This is a genomic window from Streptomyces sp. CRCS-T-1 (assembly GCF_024442335.1).
GTDB classification, from domain to species: Bacteria; Actinomycetota; Actinomycetes; order Streptomycetales; family Streptomycetaceae; genus Streptomyces; species Streptomyces koelreuteriae.
In genome coordinates, this window is record NZ_CP101651.1 from 3,832,633 (window position 1) to 3,847,108 (window position 14,476).

Annotated in this window: 15 protein-coding genes; 6 read left to right on the forward strand and 9 right to left on the reverse strand. The window is 70.1% G+C overall.

Going from position 1 to position 14,476, the window contains the following annotated elements:
• Positions 1-10: 10 nt before the first annotated feature.
• Positions 11-343 carry a hypothetical protein gene (locus NNW99_RS17165; protein WP_215120026.1) on the reverse strand — a complete coding sequence of 111 codons (333 nt, stop codon included), beginning with the start codon at positions 341-343 and terminating at the stop codon, positions 11-13.
• A gap of 302 nt (positions 344-645) precedes the next feature.
• Between NNW99_RS17165 and NNW99_RS17170 the strand changes: the two genes are divergently transcribed.
• Positions 646-1,650 carry a LuxR C-terminal-related transcriptional regulator gene (locus tag NNW99_RS17170; protein ID WP_215120027.1) on the forward strand — a complete coding sequence of 335 codons (1,005 nt, stop codon included), beginning with the start codon at positions 646-648 and terminating at the stop codon, positions 1,648-1,650.
• Positions 1,651-1,729: 79 nt separating this feature from the next.
• Here NNW99_RS17170 and NNW99_RS17175 read toward each other — a convergent pair whose 3' ends face one another.
• Positions 1,730-2,257 carry a YbjN domain-containing protein gene (locus tag NNW99_RS17175; RefSeq protein ID WP_031142427.1) on the reverse strand — a complete coding sequence of 176 codons (528 nt, stop codon included), beginning with the start codon at positions 2,255-2,257 and terminating at the stop codon, positions 1,730-1,732.
• Positions 2,258-2,424: 167 nt separating this feature from the next.
• Between NNW99_RS17175 and NNW99_RS17180 the strand changes: the two genes are divergently transcribed.
• Complete coding sequence (locus NNW99_RS17180) at positions 2,425-2,916, forward strand: hypothetical protein (RefSeq protein ID WP_251057831.1); 492 nt, start codon at positions 2,425-2,427, stop codon at positions 2,914-2,916.
• 22 nt (positions 2,917-2,938) lie between these two features.
• Here NNW99_RS17180 and clpB read toward each other — a convergent pair whose 3' ends face one another.
• The gene (gene clpB, locus NNW99_RS17185) at positions 2,939-5,536 is read right to left on the reverse strand and encodes an ATP-dependent chaperone ClpB (protein WP_215120028.1); all 2,598 of its coding nucleotides are present in this window, start codon (positions 5,534-5,536) and stop codon (positions 2,939-2,941) included.
• A 137-nt stretch (positions 5,537-5,673) separates the two neighbouring features.
• On the opposite strand from clpB, the gene NNW99_RS17190 reads away from it, so the two are divergent.
• The gene (locus NNW99_RS17190; protein WP_215120029.1) at positions 5,674-6,090 is read left to right on the forward strand and encodes a pyridoxamine 5'-phosphate oxidase family protein; all 417 of its coding nucleotides are present in this window, start codon (positions 5,674-5,676) and stop codon (positions 6,088-6,090) included.
• Positions 6,091-6,265: 175 nt separating this feature from the next.
• On the opposite strand, the gene NNW99_RS17195 is transcribed toward NNW99_RS17190, so the two are convergent.
• Together NNW99_RS17195 and NNW99_RS39140 are read right to left on the reverse strand one after the other, a co-directional pair.
• Positions 6,266-6,601, reverse strand: a complete 336-nt coding sequence (locus NNW99_RS17195) for a hypothetical protein (protein ID WP_184594372.1) — start codon at positions 6,599-6,601, stop codon at positions 6,266-6,268.
• A gap of 2 nt (positions 6,602-6,603) precedes the next feature.
• The gene (locus NNW99_RS39140) at positions 6,604-6,786 is read right to left on the reverse strand and encodes a hypothetical protein (RefSeq protein ID WP_370869203.1); all 183 of its coding nucleotides are present in this window, start codon (positions 6,784-6,786) and stop codon (positions 6,604-6,606) included.
• A 182-nt stretch (positions 6,787-6,968) separates the two neighbouring features.
• On the opposite strand from NNW99_RS39140, the gene NNW99_RS17200 reads away from it, so the two are divergent.
• Both NNW99_RS17200 and NNW99_RS17205 read left to right on the forward strand, forming a co-directional pair.
• Positions 6,969-7,913 carry a helix-turn-helix transcriptional regulator gene (locus tag NNW99_RS17200; protein ID WP_251057832.1) on the forward strand — a complete coding sequence of 315 codons (945 nt, stop codon included), beginning with the start codon at positions 6,969-6,971 and terminating at the stop codon, positions 7,911-7,913.
• 17 nt (positions 7,914-7,930) lie between these two features.
• A complete protein-coding gene (locus NNW99_RS17205) occupies positions 7,931-8,920 on the forward strand; it encodes a helix-turn-helix transcriptional regulator (protein ID WP_215120031.1) in 990 nt (329 codons plus the stop codon).
• Here the strand turns inward: NNW99_RS17205 and NNW99_RS17210 are convergent.
• Positions 8,883-9,920: a helix-turn-helix transcriptional regulator gene (locus NNW99_RS17210; protein WP_215120032.1), complete on the reverse strand. Its 1,038-nt coding sequence runs from the start codon at positions 9,918-9,920 to the stop codon at positions 8,883-8,885. The genes NNW99_RS17205 and NNW99_RS17210 overlap by 38 nt on opposite strands.
• Before the next feature lie 232 nt (positions 9,921-10,152).
• Here NNW99_RS17210 and NNW99_RS17215 point away from each other — a divergent pair, with 232 nt between their 5' ends.
• Complete coding sequence (locus tag NNW99_RS17215; RefSeq protein ID WP_251057833.1) at positions 10,153-11,367, forward strand: DUF418 domain-containing protein; 1,215 nt, start codon at positions 10,153-10,155, stop codon at positions 11,365-11,367.
• A gap of 50 nt (positions 11,368-11,417) precedes the next feature.
• Here the strand turns inward: NNW99_RS17215 and NNW99_RS17220 are convergent, their stop codons facing one another.
• The 3 genes from NNW99_RS17220 to dnaJ form a co-directional block, all read right to left on the reverse strand.
• The gene (locus NNW99_RS17220; RefSeq protein ID WP_215120033.1) at positions 11,418-12,527 is read right to left on the reverse strand and encodes a sugar ABC transporter substrate-binding protein; all 1,110 of its coding nucleotides are present in this window, start codon (positions 12,525-12,527) and stop codon (positions 11,418-11,420) included.
• A 275-nt stretch (positions 12,528-12,802) separates the two neighbouring features.
• The gene (locus NNW99_RS17225) at positions 12,803-13,252 is read right to left on the reverse strand and encodes a heat shock protein transcriptional repressor HspR (protein ID WP_215120034.1); all 450 of its coding nucleotides are present in this window, start codon (positions 13,250-13,252) and stop codon (positions 12,803-12,805) included.
• 5 nt (positions 13,253-13,257) lie between these two features.
• Entirely contained in the window at positions 13,258-14,442 is a 1,185-nt protein-coding gene (gene dnaJ, locus NNW99_RS17230; protein ID WP_215120035.1) for a molecular chaperone DnaJ, read from the reverse strand.
• Between the last annotated feature and the right edge of the window lie 34 nt (positions 14,443-14,476).

Genomic DNA, 14,476 nt, shown 5'->3' on the forward strand with positions numbered 1-14,476 from the left:
CTGCCGCTGACTACTTCCAGTCGTTGTTGTTCTTCGGCAGCGCGACCGGGCCGGGCAGCAGGTCGCCGATGAGCTGGAGCCACGCGAGGGGGTCGGCGCCCGGGACGAACGCCCTCCCGTTGCCGGCCCCGCGCTCCGACGCCGACGCGGCAACCGTCTCCGTCGCCGCGACCGTCTCCGTCACCGCCGCCGACTCCGCCACCGTCCGGCTCCCCGCCGGCTTCTCGGCGGCGAAGGCCGTTCCCTGGCCCGCCAGGGCGATCATCCCCGCGGTCAGCAGACCGACGACGACGTGTCCACGACGACGGAACGACTTCGTGCTGCGGGACGTGGCGCGGTTCACGGATGTCTCCTCGATGCTCGATGCGGCGTTTTCGTTCTGCGCTGTTCGCGCTGCCTTGCGAGAACGACTCTGCCGTCTGGCGAGGGCCGCCACGAGGCCATTCGCGCGCAGCTTGCTGCACACGCGGATTCCTCAAGTTGCAGCGGCGGCCCTCACGCCCCGCCCGCCCGCCGTCACCGAATTGGCTGTGCGATACCAGAACTAACGGACATATGTTGATAATCCGTCATTGACAGTCGAGTGCGGGCGCTCAAGGATTCCAGGGACCGCATGTGTGATCGATCATCAACAGGGGGAGACACATGGGCAATCCGCTTGCTTTCCTGGGCGTGAACGAGGAAGAGGAACGGCTGTACCGCACCCTCCTGAGACGCGGCTCGTCCTCGCCTGCGTCCGGCACCCAGGAACCCGGTCCGGACTCGCACCCGCCGTTCGAGGAGTCGGCCCTGGACCGGCTGGTGGCGTTGGGGATCGCCACCCGGAACACCCAGGGCGCGGTCCGCCCGGTCCCTCCGCCCCGGGCCGTGGACGCGTTGATCGACGGCCGGCTGCGCCGCCTGCGGGAGGAGCTGGAGAGCGAGGCCACACGGCACTCGGTCATCGAGTCCCTGTTCCTGGAGCGCCTGACCGCCCCCTCCTCGCCCCGCTCGGACGCCGCCGACGGCGGCCAGATGATCACGCAGCTGCACGGAATCGAGGCCGTCCGGGAAGCCATCGACGAGCTGACCTTCTTCGCCCGGACCGAGGACCTGACCACCGAGCCGACCGGCGTCCTGACCGAGGAGTCGATCGCCGTCTCGCACCCGATCAACATGCGGTTGCTGCGCCGTGGCGTGCGGATGCGCATGATCATGGGGTCCGCGATCATGCAGGACGACACCACGCTCACCTATATGCGTGAGCTCGTCTCGCACGGTGCCGAGGTGCGGATCTCCCACCACCCCATCGAGCGCGTGATCATCGTCGACCGGTCGGCCGCGCTGACCCCGATCAACCCCGCGCACACCTCGGTGGGGGCGCTGCTGGTGCGTGAACCCGGACTGGTGGCCACGCTGGTCACGCTCTTCGAGCGCATGTGGGAGGCGGCGGAGGAACTCCCCGGCGAGGACGCGGACATGCCGTCCGACATCGAACGCGAGATCCTCGCCCTGCTCAGGGAGGCCGACAAGGACGAGACCGCGGCGCGGCGCCTCGGGGTGTCGGTGCGCACCTACCGCAAGCACCTGTCCACGATCATGCGCCGCCTCGGCGCCGCGAACCGGGTGGAGGCCGCGCTGCTCGCCCACGAGAAGGGCTGGCTGAGCTGAAAAGGCGTACGGCGCGTACAGCACGTACCTGTCCTGCTCGTACGCGCCGACGCGCCGCTGGGGCGGGGCCTCGGGGGGCCTACTCCTCGTCCTCGGGCTTCTCCGCCTCGTTGATCTCCTCCTCGAGACCGAGCTGCTCGATGAGCCACTTGTCGAACTCGATCGCCGCGCGCACCCAGCTGACCGTCGAGGAGACGAAGTGCTCCAGGCTGACGCCCATGCCGATCAGCATCTGGGCCTCGCCGATGAGGCGGACCGTGCCGTCGTCGTGGGTGTGGCTGTAGACCTTGGGCCACAGGGTGCGGCGGTTCCAGTCGTCGATCGACTCCAGGATCTGCGGCTTCGCCTCGATCTCATGGGGCCGGTCGTAGAACGTCCGCACGGAGAAGACCTGCTGGTCTCCCTCACCCCGGAACATGAAGTAGGTGCGGAACTGCTCCCACGGCGCCGCGAGGTCACCCTCGTCGTCGACGACGTACTTGAGCTCCATCTGGTCGAGGAGCTGCTTCACGAGGTCCTGATCCGGGACGACGGGGCCGGCCGGGCCGCCGGGCTGCGGCTCGGGCTGGCCCCCGAAGTTCGGAATCGAGGACGGGTCGATGGTCACCGTGAATTTCCCTTCGTACGGATTCCGCCATCCTCCCCCATGCGGGGAGGGGGGTGGCAAGCCCCGACAGACCCTGTCAGCCCTCGGCTGACACGATCCGGACAGGCGCAACCTCCGAGTACCCGGGCCCGTCCTCCTCACCGGCGGACATGGAGGAGGGGATCACCGTGGCGGCAGCGGACGACCGGCCGGAAACGGGCAGGGGGCGCACCCGGTGGGGAGTGGCCCTGCCGATCCTGGCCCTGCCCGTGCTCGTCCTCGGGTTCCTGATCATCGGCCTGTTCACCTGGGCGCTGTCGGACGAGGACGACCCCCGCGCGGGCGGCCCGGCGAAGGTGTCCTGCGCGGAGGCACTGGGCTTCGGCGGAGCCCAGCGCCCCGCGAACGCCCGGCCCGACCGCTGCACCATGCAGCACGGCATCGACATCGCGTACACGGCGGTGCTGCGGATGCCGCGCGAGGACGTACGCGGCTGGCTGCGGGAGACGTATCCGCACGCGCCGGAGATCCGCACGGGCGACCCCTGCGGCGCCCTGTGTCTCGATGTGACCCACGAGGACGGACTGCCCGCCTCGGCCGAGGCACACGTGGTGCAGGTGCGGGTGGAGTACGTGAACGCCGAGACCGCGCTGGTGCGGTTCTCGGCGTTCACGATGTGAGGCGCGTTCACGATGTGAGGCGCTAGAGCGTCTTGCCCGTCGCCGGGCCCACGATCAGGCCCTCCTCGTAGCGGTCCACCCGGACCGTGTCGCCGTCCTTGATCTCGCCGGAGAGGATCTCCTTGGCGAGGCGGTCGCCGATGGCGGACTGGACGAGGCGGCGCAGCGGGCGGGCGCCGTAGGCCGGGTCCATGCCCTCCTCGGCGAGCCAGGCCAGGGCCCCGGGCGTGATGTCCAGGGTGAGGCGCCGCTCGGCGAGGCGCTTGGCCAGGCGCTCCAGCTGGAGCTTCGCGATGCGCTCCAGCTCGGGCTTGGTCAGCGCGGCGAAGACGACCAGGTCGTCCAGGCGGTTGAGGAACTCCGGCTTGAAGGAGGTCCGCACCACCTCCAGGACCTGCTCCTTCTTCTCCTCCTCGCTGGTCACCGGGTCGACCAGGAACTGGCTGCCCAGGTTCGACGTCAGCACCAGGATCGTGTTGCGGAAGTCGACCGTGCGGCCCTGGCCGTCGGTGAGCCGGCCGTCGTCCAGCACCTGGAGCAGGATGTCGAAGACCTCGGGGTGGGCCTTCTCCACCTCGTCGAGGAGGACGACGGAGTACGGCCGTCGGCGCACGGCCTCGGTGAGCTGGCCGCCCTCCTCGTAGCCGACGTATCCGGGCGGGGCGCCGACCAGGCGGGCCACGCTGTGCTTCTCGCTGTACTCCGACATGTCGATACGGACCATCGCCCGCTCGTCGTCGAAGAGGAAGTCGGCGAGGGCCTTGGCCAGTTCGGTCTTGCCGACGCCGGTCGGGCCGAGGAAGAGGAAGGAGCCGGTGGGGCGGTCGGGGTCGGCGATGCCGGCCCGGGAGCGTCGTACGGCGTCGGAGACCGCGCGCACCGCCTCGGTCTGGCCGATGAGACGCTTGCCCAGCTCGTCCTCCATACGCAGCAGCTTCTGCGTCTCGCCCTCCAGCAGGCGCCCGGCCGGGATGCCGGTCCAGGAGGCGACGACGTCGGCGATGTCGTCGGAGCCGACCTCCTCCTTGACCATGGTGTCCTTCGCGACCTCTTCCTCGGCCTCGGAGGCGGCCTCCAGCTCCTTCTCCAGAGCGGGAATCTCGCCGTAGAGGAGCTTGGAGGCGGTGTCGAAGTCGCCGTCGCGCTGGGCGCGTTCGGCCTGGCCGCGTACCTCGTCGAGGCGTTCCTTCAGTTCACCGACGCGGTTGAGGGACTGCTTCTCCTTCTCCCAGCGGGCGGTGAGGCCGCGCAGCTCCTCCTCCTTGTCGGCGAGGTCGCGGCGCAGCTTGTCCAGGCGCTCGCGGGAGGCGGCGTCGGTCTCCTTGCCGATCGCCAGCTCCTCCATCTTCAACCGGTCGACGGCGCGCTGGAGTTCGTCGATCTCGACGGGCGAGGAGTCGATCTCCATGCGGAGGCGGGAGGCCGCCTCGTCGACGAGGTCGATGGCCTTGTCGGGCAGGAAGCGGGAGGTGATGTACCGGTCGGACAGCGACGCGGCGGCGACCAGGGCGCTGTCCGCGATCTGCACCTTGTGGTGGGCCTCGTAGCGCCCCTTGAGTCCGCGCAGGATCGCGATGGAGTCCTCGACGGTCGGCTCGGCGACCAGCACCTGCTGGAAGCGGCGCTCCAGGGCGGGGTCCTTCTCGATGCGCTCGCGGTACTCGTCGAGGGTCGTCGCGCCGACCATGCGCAGCTCACCGCGCGCGAGCATCGGCTTCAGCATGTTGCCGGCGTCCATGGCGGAGTCGCCGCCCGCCCCGGCCCCGACGACCGTGTGCAGCTCGTCGATGAAGGTGATGATCTGCCCGTCGGAGTCCTTGATCTCGGCCAGGACGGTCTTCAGCCGCTCCTCGAACTCGCCCCGGTACTTCGCCCCGGCGACCATCGCGCCCAGGTCGAGCGCGACGAGCCGCTTGTCCTTCAGCGACTCGGGCACATCGCCCTTCACGATCCGCTGGGCGAGCCCCTCGACGACGGCGGTCTTGCCGACGCCGGGCTCGCCGATCAGCACGGGGTTGTTCTTCGTCCGGCGGCTGAGCACCTGCACGACGCGCCGGATCTCCTGGTCCCGCCCGATGACCGGGTCGAGCTTCCCTTCCCGCGCGGCGGCGGTGAAGTCGGTGCCGAACTTCTCCAGAGCCTTGTACTGCCCCTCGGGGTCGGCCGTGGTCACGCGTCGCTGTCCCCGTGTCTTCTGGAAGGCGGCCTGCAGCTTCTTGGCGTCGGCGCCCTGCTGGGCGAGCACCTCGCCGGCCGCGCCGCCCTTCGCGGCGATGCCGATGAGCAGGTGCTCGGTCGACAGGTACTCGTCGCCGAGCTCCTTGGCGCGGGCCTGCGCGTCGGCGACGACGGCGAGCATCTCGCGGTTGGGCTGGGGCGGCGCGACGGTGGAGCCGGTCACACTGGGCAGCCCGGCGAGCACGCGCTCGGCGCCCGCCCGTACGGCCGCCTGGTCGGCGTCGACCGCCGCGAGCAGATCGGTGATGTTCTCGTTGTCCTGGCCTTGAAGCAGCGAGAGCAGCAGATGGGCGGGGGTGAGGTCGGGGTGCCCCTCGGTCACGGCCCGGTTGCTGGCCGCGTTGATCGCGTCCCGGCTCCGGTTGGTCAGCTCGGCGTCCACGTTCGCGTTCTCCTCCTCCTTGCACTGACCCGATCAGCACACCGACTGAGTGCACTGACTCAATCAGCGTACATAAAGTTGAGTCTATTCCACTCAAGGCCGGATCCGGGAGTACGCGAGCGGCTATGTTCCGGTCCATGGCCACCAAGTACTCCGTCGATCCGGGTGCCCCCGACCAGCCGTACTTCGCCTTCTGGCGCGAGCGGCACGTCTGCACCCTGACGACTCCCCGCCCGGACGGCACTCCGCACGTGGTACCCGTCGGAGTCACATACGATCCCGAGGCCCGTCTGGCTCGGGTCATCACGAACAAGGCGAGCACCAAGGTGCGCCATGTACTGGCCGCCGGGGAGCGGGGGGCGGCCGTCGCGGTCTGCCAGATGGAGGGCAAGCGGTGGGCCACGCTGGAGGGCCGGGCCTTCGTCCACGCCGAGCCCGACCGGGTCGCGGAGGCGGAACGCCGCTACGCCGAGCGCTACGGCCGGACCCCGTCGCCCAACCCGGCGCGCGTGGTGATCGAGATCGAGCTGACGCGGGCGATGGGGCGCGGGTGAGCGAGGTTGGGCGAAGTGAAAATCCACACCGGTGATCGATTGCTTCCGGCCACCGCGTGACCAGGCCGATTCCAGGAAATGTCCCCCAAAACTGCAGCGGCGTCACCGTGTTCAGGTCACGGTGACGCCGCTGCGGGGAAGCACCTGAGCGATCTGTTACGACGGGGGAATCGCGTCAGGCACTGCGGGGGGTGGCAGAGATGGTCCTCGGGGCAGGAGACTCGGCGTCCACCTGCTCGTGGTCCCTTTGGTCCAGGTTCACAAAGATCATTCCGTATCGCACGGCACATCGCACGGGCTGCGGCGCCCCCCGAGGCCGCCGCAGACACCGGTAAGCCCGCACGTCCTCGTCCTCGTCCCGCGTGACGACCACCGGTTCGCCGAACACGGTCACCATCAACGAGTCACCGCTGTGGGGGATGGCGGTGACCAGGTCGATGAAGTGCCAGCCGGAGCGGTAGGCGGTGGCCATTTCACGGCGGAAGGAGCGGTCGTCGGGTGGAGTGGTCACGATCAGCTCCCGGATTCCGCTGCCCCGGAGCTCGGCCAACTGCTGTTGCTCGCGCCGTTGGTGTTCACGGCAACAGACGGCCAGCTGCTGTTCGCCCGAACATCGTCCTTCGCATCGGAGAAGCCACTCAGGGTGCCGAGGGCCACAACGGCGGAGAAGGCGGCGACAAGCACCGAGCGAAGCATTCTGTTACGCATAGTCGGCTTCGTCCTCACTTGAAGGTCCCCTTTTCCCCCGTCAGGTACGACGATGGCTTATTCGGGCACGTCATGGCCACACAATCGATGCATCATGTTCCTGCATGTTCAGGACCCTGGGGGGTGGAGATTTGGCAGCGAATCGGACTAAGGCGACACATCCCCATGCGATGACCGAGTGGTGCGAGGAGGGCGGCCGTCTGTATGCCGCCGCACTGCGCGCCGGACGTATCGCTCGTGCGGATGCGGAGCCCGCCCCCTGCCTGGTGGAGTTCGCCCTGCTTCATCCCGATCCCGACGACCCGAACTGGCTGCGGCCGGTGCCCCCGGCGGTCGCCCTGTCCCGGCAGCTCAACCCGCTGGAGCAGGAGATAGCCGACCGCCGGCGTCTGGCAACGGGCCTCGCGGAGACCTTTCAGCCGTTCATGGCCCTGGGTACCCAGCTCGCCGCCACCAGTGATGCCATCACTGTGCTCGAAGGCGGCGAACGTATCAACGCCGCGCTCAACATGGCCACCATCCAGTGCCAGGCGGAGATGCTCACCGTCCAGCCGAGCGACCGGATGTCCGAGCGCAGCCTGCTGCGCGGGCTGGAGCGTGACCGGCCGCTGATCGAACGCGGCGTGCGCATCCGCACCCTGTACCAGCACACCGCCCACTACAACCCCGAGCAGCTCGCCTACGCCGCCCAGCTCTCCGACGGCAAGGCGGAGTACCGCACCATCGACGAACTCGTCGAGCGCCTCATCATCTGCGACGAGTCGGTCGCCTTCATCCCCGCCCGCGACGACCAGCAGGTCGCCCTGGAACTGCGCCACCCCGGCCTGGTCCGCTACCTCATCAAGCTCTTCGAGTACCTGTGGGACCGCTCGGTGCCGCTGAGCACGGGCACCCCGTACGAGACGGCCCGCGGCGGCATCACGGACATCCAGTACTCCATAGCCAAACTCCTGGTCGAGGGCCACGTCGACGAGGCCATCGCACGCCGTCTCGGCATGAACGTACGCACCTGCCGTGCGCACATAGCCAAGCTGGCCTCGGCCCTGGGCAGTGGCAGCCGGGCCCAACTCGGGTATCTCATCGCGCAGTCGGGGATCCTGCAGCAGGATCACTGAGAAGGAGGAAGCCCCGAGTGACCTCGGTGCCCCACCCCACGCACGACGCGGAAGAACTGTGCCCCGCCGGGAGGGAGTTGTACGAACGAGCCCTGCGCGAGGGGCACGTCCCCGCCGAAGCGGCCCGCGCCACGCCCTGTCTGCTGGACTTCGGACTGCTGCACCCCGCCGTCGACGACCTCCACCGGCTGGAGCCCGTGGTGCCGGCCGTCGCCCTGCGGCGTCTGCTGCGGATCTCCGGGGAACGCATCGCGAGCGAACGGCGCCGCGAGGAACGGCTGGCCGAGACGTTCGGACCGCTGCTGGCCGCCCCAGGGCACGACCCGGCCGCGGCCGGCACCCCGACGCTGACGCTCCTGAGCGGAAAGGAGCGGATCAACCGGGCCATCACCGAGGCCATGGCGGACGCGTCCCGGGAGCTGCTCACCGTCCAGCCCCGCGCCAGGATCACCAGGGACCGCATCGAGGCCGCCTATGCCGTCGCCACGAGCCGCGACCAGGCGCTGCTGGACCGCGGGGGCCGCATCCGCACCCTCTACCAGCACACCCTCCGGCACTCCCCCCTGACCGTCGCGCACCAGGAACGGCTGACGGGCGACATCGAGGCGCGGGCGCTGGACGAGGTCACCGACCGGCTCATCGTCGTCGACCGGGCGATCGCCTTCCTCCCCGCCGACACCGAGGGAGCCCTCGCGCTGGAGATCCGCCACCCGGCCATCGTCGGCTACCTGGCCACCGCCTTCGACCGCCTCTGGCGCCTGGCCACACCGGTGTTCCCCGAAGCGCTCCCCCAGCCCTCCCTCAACGGCGTAACCCCCCGCCAGCACGCCATCGCCGCCCTCCTCGTGGAAGGCCACACCGACGCCGTCATCGCCGACCGGCTCGGCATGAACATCCGTACCGCCCGCGTCCACATCGCCAAGCTCGCGGCGACGCTCGGCAGTCAGAGCCGGGCGCAGCTCGGGTTTCTCATCGGACGCTCGGGGATTCTCGACCGGGAAGCCTGAGGGACGAGGCGGAGCGCGGCGGGCCGTTCAGGCCCGCCTGGGCGATGCGGACGCCCAACTGCGTACGGCTGGCCGCGCCCAGCGTCTCCGACAGCCGTGCGATGTGTGCCCGGCACGTCCGTACGCTGATCCCCAGCCGCTCCGCGATCACCGCGTCCTGGTGGCCCTCCGCCAGCAGCGCCGCGATGGACTGCTCCCGGTGGGAGATGCCCTCGATGCCGGTCTCGGGGAGCGGGGCGGTCAGCGGGGTGGCCAGGCGCCACAGTCGCTCGAAGACCGTGACCAGGTACTCGACGATCGCGGGGTGCCGTAGCTCCAGGGCCATCGTGCGGTCGGTGTTGGCGGGAATGAACGCCACCGTCCGGTCGAAGAGGATCAGCCGGTCGATCACCTCGTCCAGCGTGCGCGCCTCCACCGCGTCGCCCATCAGCTCCAGATACGTGAGCAGCCCCTGCCCGTGCCGGGCGACATGCGTGTACAGGTCCCGCATGCGCACGCCGCGGCCGCGCAGGGCCGTCGCCCGGTGCAGGCCCTCGGAGAGTTCCGCCTCGCGCCGGATGCCGCCGGGCTGGACGGTGAGCACCTCGGTCGTGCAGGCCTGGGTCGCCTCGTCCATCGCGGCCTGGATCCGGGCGAGCCCGTCCAGCACCCGGATCGCCGGGCCCTCGCCCGCCGGCGGGACGGGCCGTACCCGGCGGCCGAGACCGGCGTACCACTCGACGGCGGACACGGCCGAACCCACCCGCTGCTGACTGGCGCTGACCTCGTCGTACATCTCGCGCAGCAGCCGGGTCATGACCTCCTGCGGGGAGGTCGGCACCAGCCAGTCCATGTCGTCGGGGTCCGGGTGCAGCAGGGCGAGTTCCAGCAGGCAGGGCACCGGTTCGGCGTCCCCGCGCGGCACGCGGCCCCGCCGTACGGCCCGGGAATACACGCGATCCCCGGCCTCGCACAGTCGGTCAGCACCGTGTGGATGCTCGTCCGTCCCGTGCCCGGCCATCGCGCATCCCACCCCCGGTCGCCGTCTTTCCGCAGCGCAACTATGCGCGGACCGGCCCTGCTCCGCAACACGGCTCCCCCGCACCCAAGGCCCTTTTCCAGCCGTTTTGACGCCGAATACGCCCCCTCACGGGCTGCTGAATCACGAGGGGGTTGGTGCGGGCGCAGCCGGCGTGTGACCCTCTGTGAGGGCGGTCCCGGCCGGCCCCGTCCACGGACATCTCGGAGGCCCCGTGACCGTCAACACCGGGGTGGATCCCCGGCGTCTGCCCGCTGTCGACGCGCTGCGGGGTTTCGCCCTGCTGGGCATCCTCGTGGTCAACAGCGCCCAGATGATGGACCCTTACGTCACCGAGGGGATGCGCCGGCCGGACGCGCCCGTGTGGGACCAGGCCGCCGTCCGGCTGGTGACGGCGCTGGCGACCACCAAGTTCTACCTGCTGTTCTCGTTCCTCTTCGGCTACAGCTTCACCCTGCAGCAGTCCGCCGCCGAGCGGGACGGAGGAAACCCCACCGCGCGCTTTCTGCGCCGCTCCCTCGGTCTGGTACTGCTCGGACTGGCGCACGCGATCCTGCTGTACAGCGGCGACATCCTGCTGACCTACGGCCTCCTCGGCCTGGTCCTGCTCGGCGCACGCCGGATCGGCCCGGCCACCGCCGTGAAGGCCGCCGCCTGGATCTACGGGGTCTACGTCGTCGTCCTCACCGCACTGGGAGCGCTGGCCACCCAGGTGGACGACGAGGAGCCCCCGTCGCACCGGCCGATCGCGCAGTCCGTGGCCGCCTACCGCGGCAGTCCCGGCACCGTCGTCCAGGAGAACCTGGACCGGCTGCCCGAGGCGCTCCTCGGTTCCCTCCTCATGGCTCCGGGCGTGCTCGGAGCGTTTCTCCTCGGCCTGGCCGCGGGGAAGCGGCGCCTGCTCGCGGCCGGCGGGGCGGACCGCGCTCGACTGCTGCGGATCACGGCCGTCGGCCTGTCCGTCGGAGTGCCGGGCGCCCTCTTCTTCGCCTCCGCGGCGGACGGTCCGCTGGACGCCCGGTGGCAACTCCTGGGCATCGGCGTCGGCATGCTGACGGCACCCGCCCTGTCGGCCGCGTACGCCTGCCTCCTGCTGCTCCTGCTGCGCTCGTCGTGGGGAGACCGGGTGCGGCGGCTGTTCGTCCCGGCGGGGCGCCTGGCGCTCACGAACTACCTCGGGCAGTCCCTGATCATGATGTTCGTGGCCACGGCGTACGGGCTGTCCCTCTACGGGCAGGTGGGCCCGGCGGCCGTGCTGCTGCTCGCGGGCGCCGTGTACGCGCTGCAGCTCGCCCTCAGCACGGTGTGGACCAGGCGCCACCGGCACGGGCCCGCCGAGTGGCTGCTCCGGGTGATCACCCTGGCCGGACGGCCGGGCCGGGCCGGCACACCGGGAGCGCCGGAGCGCGCGGCGGCCCGCCGGGGCTGAGCGGCTCCGTACGCGCGAAGCCGCTCGTACCCACGAAGCGGCTCACCGGGTCACTTCAGGCCGATCGCCCGGCACGCCGCGTCGTACTTGGCCGTGCAGATGTCCGACAGCTTGTAGATGTCGTCCGCGACCACCGTGTCCTTGATGTTCCCCTTCGTCAGCGCGACCACGGGCACGAGCTGGGCGGGGATGGCCTTGTGGGTGGGGCTGTCGACCTTGTCGCGGGTGAGGGCGGCGAACTGGATGTCCCGGCCCTGGACCTTGGCCACGGCCATCTCGGCCGCGTTCTCGGCCTCCTGCGGGTAGGACTTGTACACGCTCATGTACTGCTCGCCCGCGATGATCCGCTGCACCGCCTGGAGCTCCGCGTCCTGCCCGGTGATCGGCGGCAGGTCGCTCACGCCCGCGGCCTCCAGCGCCTTGACGATGCCGCCGGCCATGCCGTCGTTGGCGGAGTAGACGGCGGCGATGTCGTCCTTGCCGATCGCCTGGATCGCCTCGGCCATGTTGGCCTCGGCGTTCTCCGGCTTCCAGTCCTTGGTGTCGAAGGACTGCGCGATCGTCACCTTGCCGTTCAGCTCGGACATCGCGCCCGCCTTGAACTGCTTGGCGTTCGGGTCGGTCGACGAGCCGTTCATCATGACGATCTTGTCGGAGAGGCTCGCGTCCTCGCCGATGGCCTCCAGCAGGGTGCGCCCCTGGACCTCGCCGACCAGCTCGTTGTCGAAGGAGATGTACGCCTCGATCGGGCCCTCGGCCAGCCGGTCGTAGGCGATGACCGGGATGCCGGCCTCCTTGGCCTTCTTGACGCCGCTCGCGATGGCCTGGGAGTCGACCGCGTCCAGCAGGATGACGTCGACCCGGTCGTCGATCATCTTCTGCATCTGGCTCGCCTGGGTGTCGGCGTTCGCCTCGGCGTTGGCGTACTCGACGCGGCCCTTGTTGTTGGTGAGGGACTCGACCTTCGTCTTGATGATCGGGTAGTCGAAGTTCTCGTACCGGGTGTTCGCCTTCTCCGGGAGCAGCAGGCCCACCGTGATGTCGTTGCCCTTGGCCGGGCTCGCGTCGTCACTGCTCCCCGTCGCGTTGAGCGCGCCGCACCCGGCGAGCGTGACGGACATCGCGGCCGCGGCCACGGATATGGAGATACGACGACGCATGTCGGGAGCTCACTTCACGTGTGATTCGGACGTGGGCACAGCTTTGTGGCCCATGTGACTGAAAAGCCAACGCGGACGCGGCCCCCAGCGTCAAGCGGAAGCACTTAACGAGATGACAACACCACGCTCCGCGAGTGTTGTGAAGACTCTGCGGAATCATCTCCAACTTCCCTGCACGGGCCACTCATCGACGGGAGAACCGGCGAAAGGGGTCCAAGGCACGCGAAAGGGGCCGGGAGTCGCCTCCCGGCCCCTTTCTCTGGCTCACGCGTGGGTCAGTCCGACTGCTGCCGCTTCGGCCGCCACACCACCAGCGCGCTGCTCTGCTGTACCTCCTGGTACGGCACGAGGTCGCGGCGGTACGACGCGTGCACCGCCGCCTCGCGCTGGCGCATCGCCGCCGCCGCGCCGTCGAGCGCGTTCTGCAGCTCGGCCGCACGGGCCTGGAGCGCGGCGACCTGGTTCTCCAGTTCGATGATGCGCTTGATGCCCGCGAGGTTGATGCCCTCGTCCTGCGACAACTGCTGCACCTGACGGAGCAGTTGGATGTCGCGGGCCGAGTAACGCCGGCCCCGGCCGGCGGTGCGATCGGGGGACACCAGGCCCAAGCGGTCGTACTGGCGCAGGGTCTGGGGGTGCAGGCCGGACAGCTGGGCCGCCACCGAGATGACGTAGACCGGGGTTTCCTCGGTCAGTTCATACGGATTGCGCCGACGACCGTCCATCTGACTCATGCTCCCTTCGCGGCCTGGAACAGATCCGCCCGCGGATCCTCACCCGAAGTCGCCTCGCGATACGCCTCGAGCGCGTCACGAGCCTTCCCCGTCAGGTCCGTCGGAACACTCACTTCGACGGTGACCAGAAGGTCCCCGCGGGTGCCGTCCTTGCGGACCGCGCCCTTGCCCCGGGCACGCATGGTGCGGCCGTTGGGCGTCCCCGGCGGGAGCTTCAGCGTGACGGGCGGGCCGCCCAGCGTCGGCACCCGGACCTCGCCGCCGAGGGCGGCCTCGGCGAAGGTCACCGGGACGGTGACGGTGAGGTTGTCGTCCTTACGGCCGAACACCGGGTGGGCGTCGACATGGACGACCACGTACAGATCGCCCGCCGGGCCGCCCCGCTCACCGGGCGCGCCCTTGCCGCGCAGCCGGATCCGCTGGCCGTCGCTGACGCCCGCGGGGATGCGCACCTGCATGGTCCGCGAGGACTTGGCCCGGCCGCTGCCCTTGCAGACCTCGCAGGCGTGCTCCGCGATCAGGCCGCGGCCCTTGCAGTCCGGGCAGGGGTCGGTGAGGGAGAAGCCACCGCCGCTGCCCCGGGCGACCTGCCCGGTGCCGACGCAGGTCGGGCACACACGCGGTGTGCCGTTCTTGTCGCCGGTGCCCGAGCAGGCCTTGCAGGGCGACTGCGAGGACATGCGCAGCGGGACCGTCGCGCCCTCGATCGCCTCGGTGAAGCTGAGCGTGACCTCGGACTCGATGTCCTGGCCGCGCCGCGGGTTCGTGCGCGTCCCCGCGCCCGTACCGCCGCGGTTGAACAGGCCCCCGAAGACGTCACCGATCCCGCCGCCGAAGCCGCCGGCTCCCTGTCCTTGGCCCTGGGCGCCGCCTCCGAAGAGGTCGCCCAGGTCGAAGTTGAAGGAGCCGCCGCCTCCGCCGGGCCCCGGCCTGAAGCCGCCGTTGCCGAAGAGGGCGCGTGCCTCGTCGTACTCCTTGCGCTTCTTGGGGTCGCCGAGAATGTCGTTGGCCTCGGAGATCTCCTTGAAGCGCTCCTCCGCCTTCGCGTTTCCCGTGTTGGCGTCCGGGTGGTTCTCGCGGGCGAGCTTCCGGTACGCCTTCTTGATCTCGGCGTCGGTGGCGTCCTTGGGGACGCCGAGGACCTTGTAGTAGTCCTTCTCGATGAAGTCCTTGGTGCTCATCCTCGACGCCCCTCCTTCCTGTCGTCCGTGATGA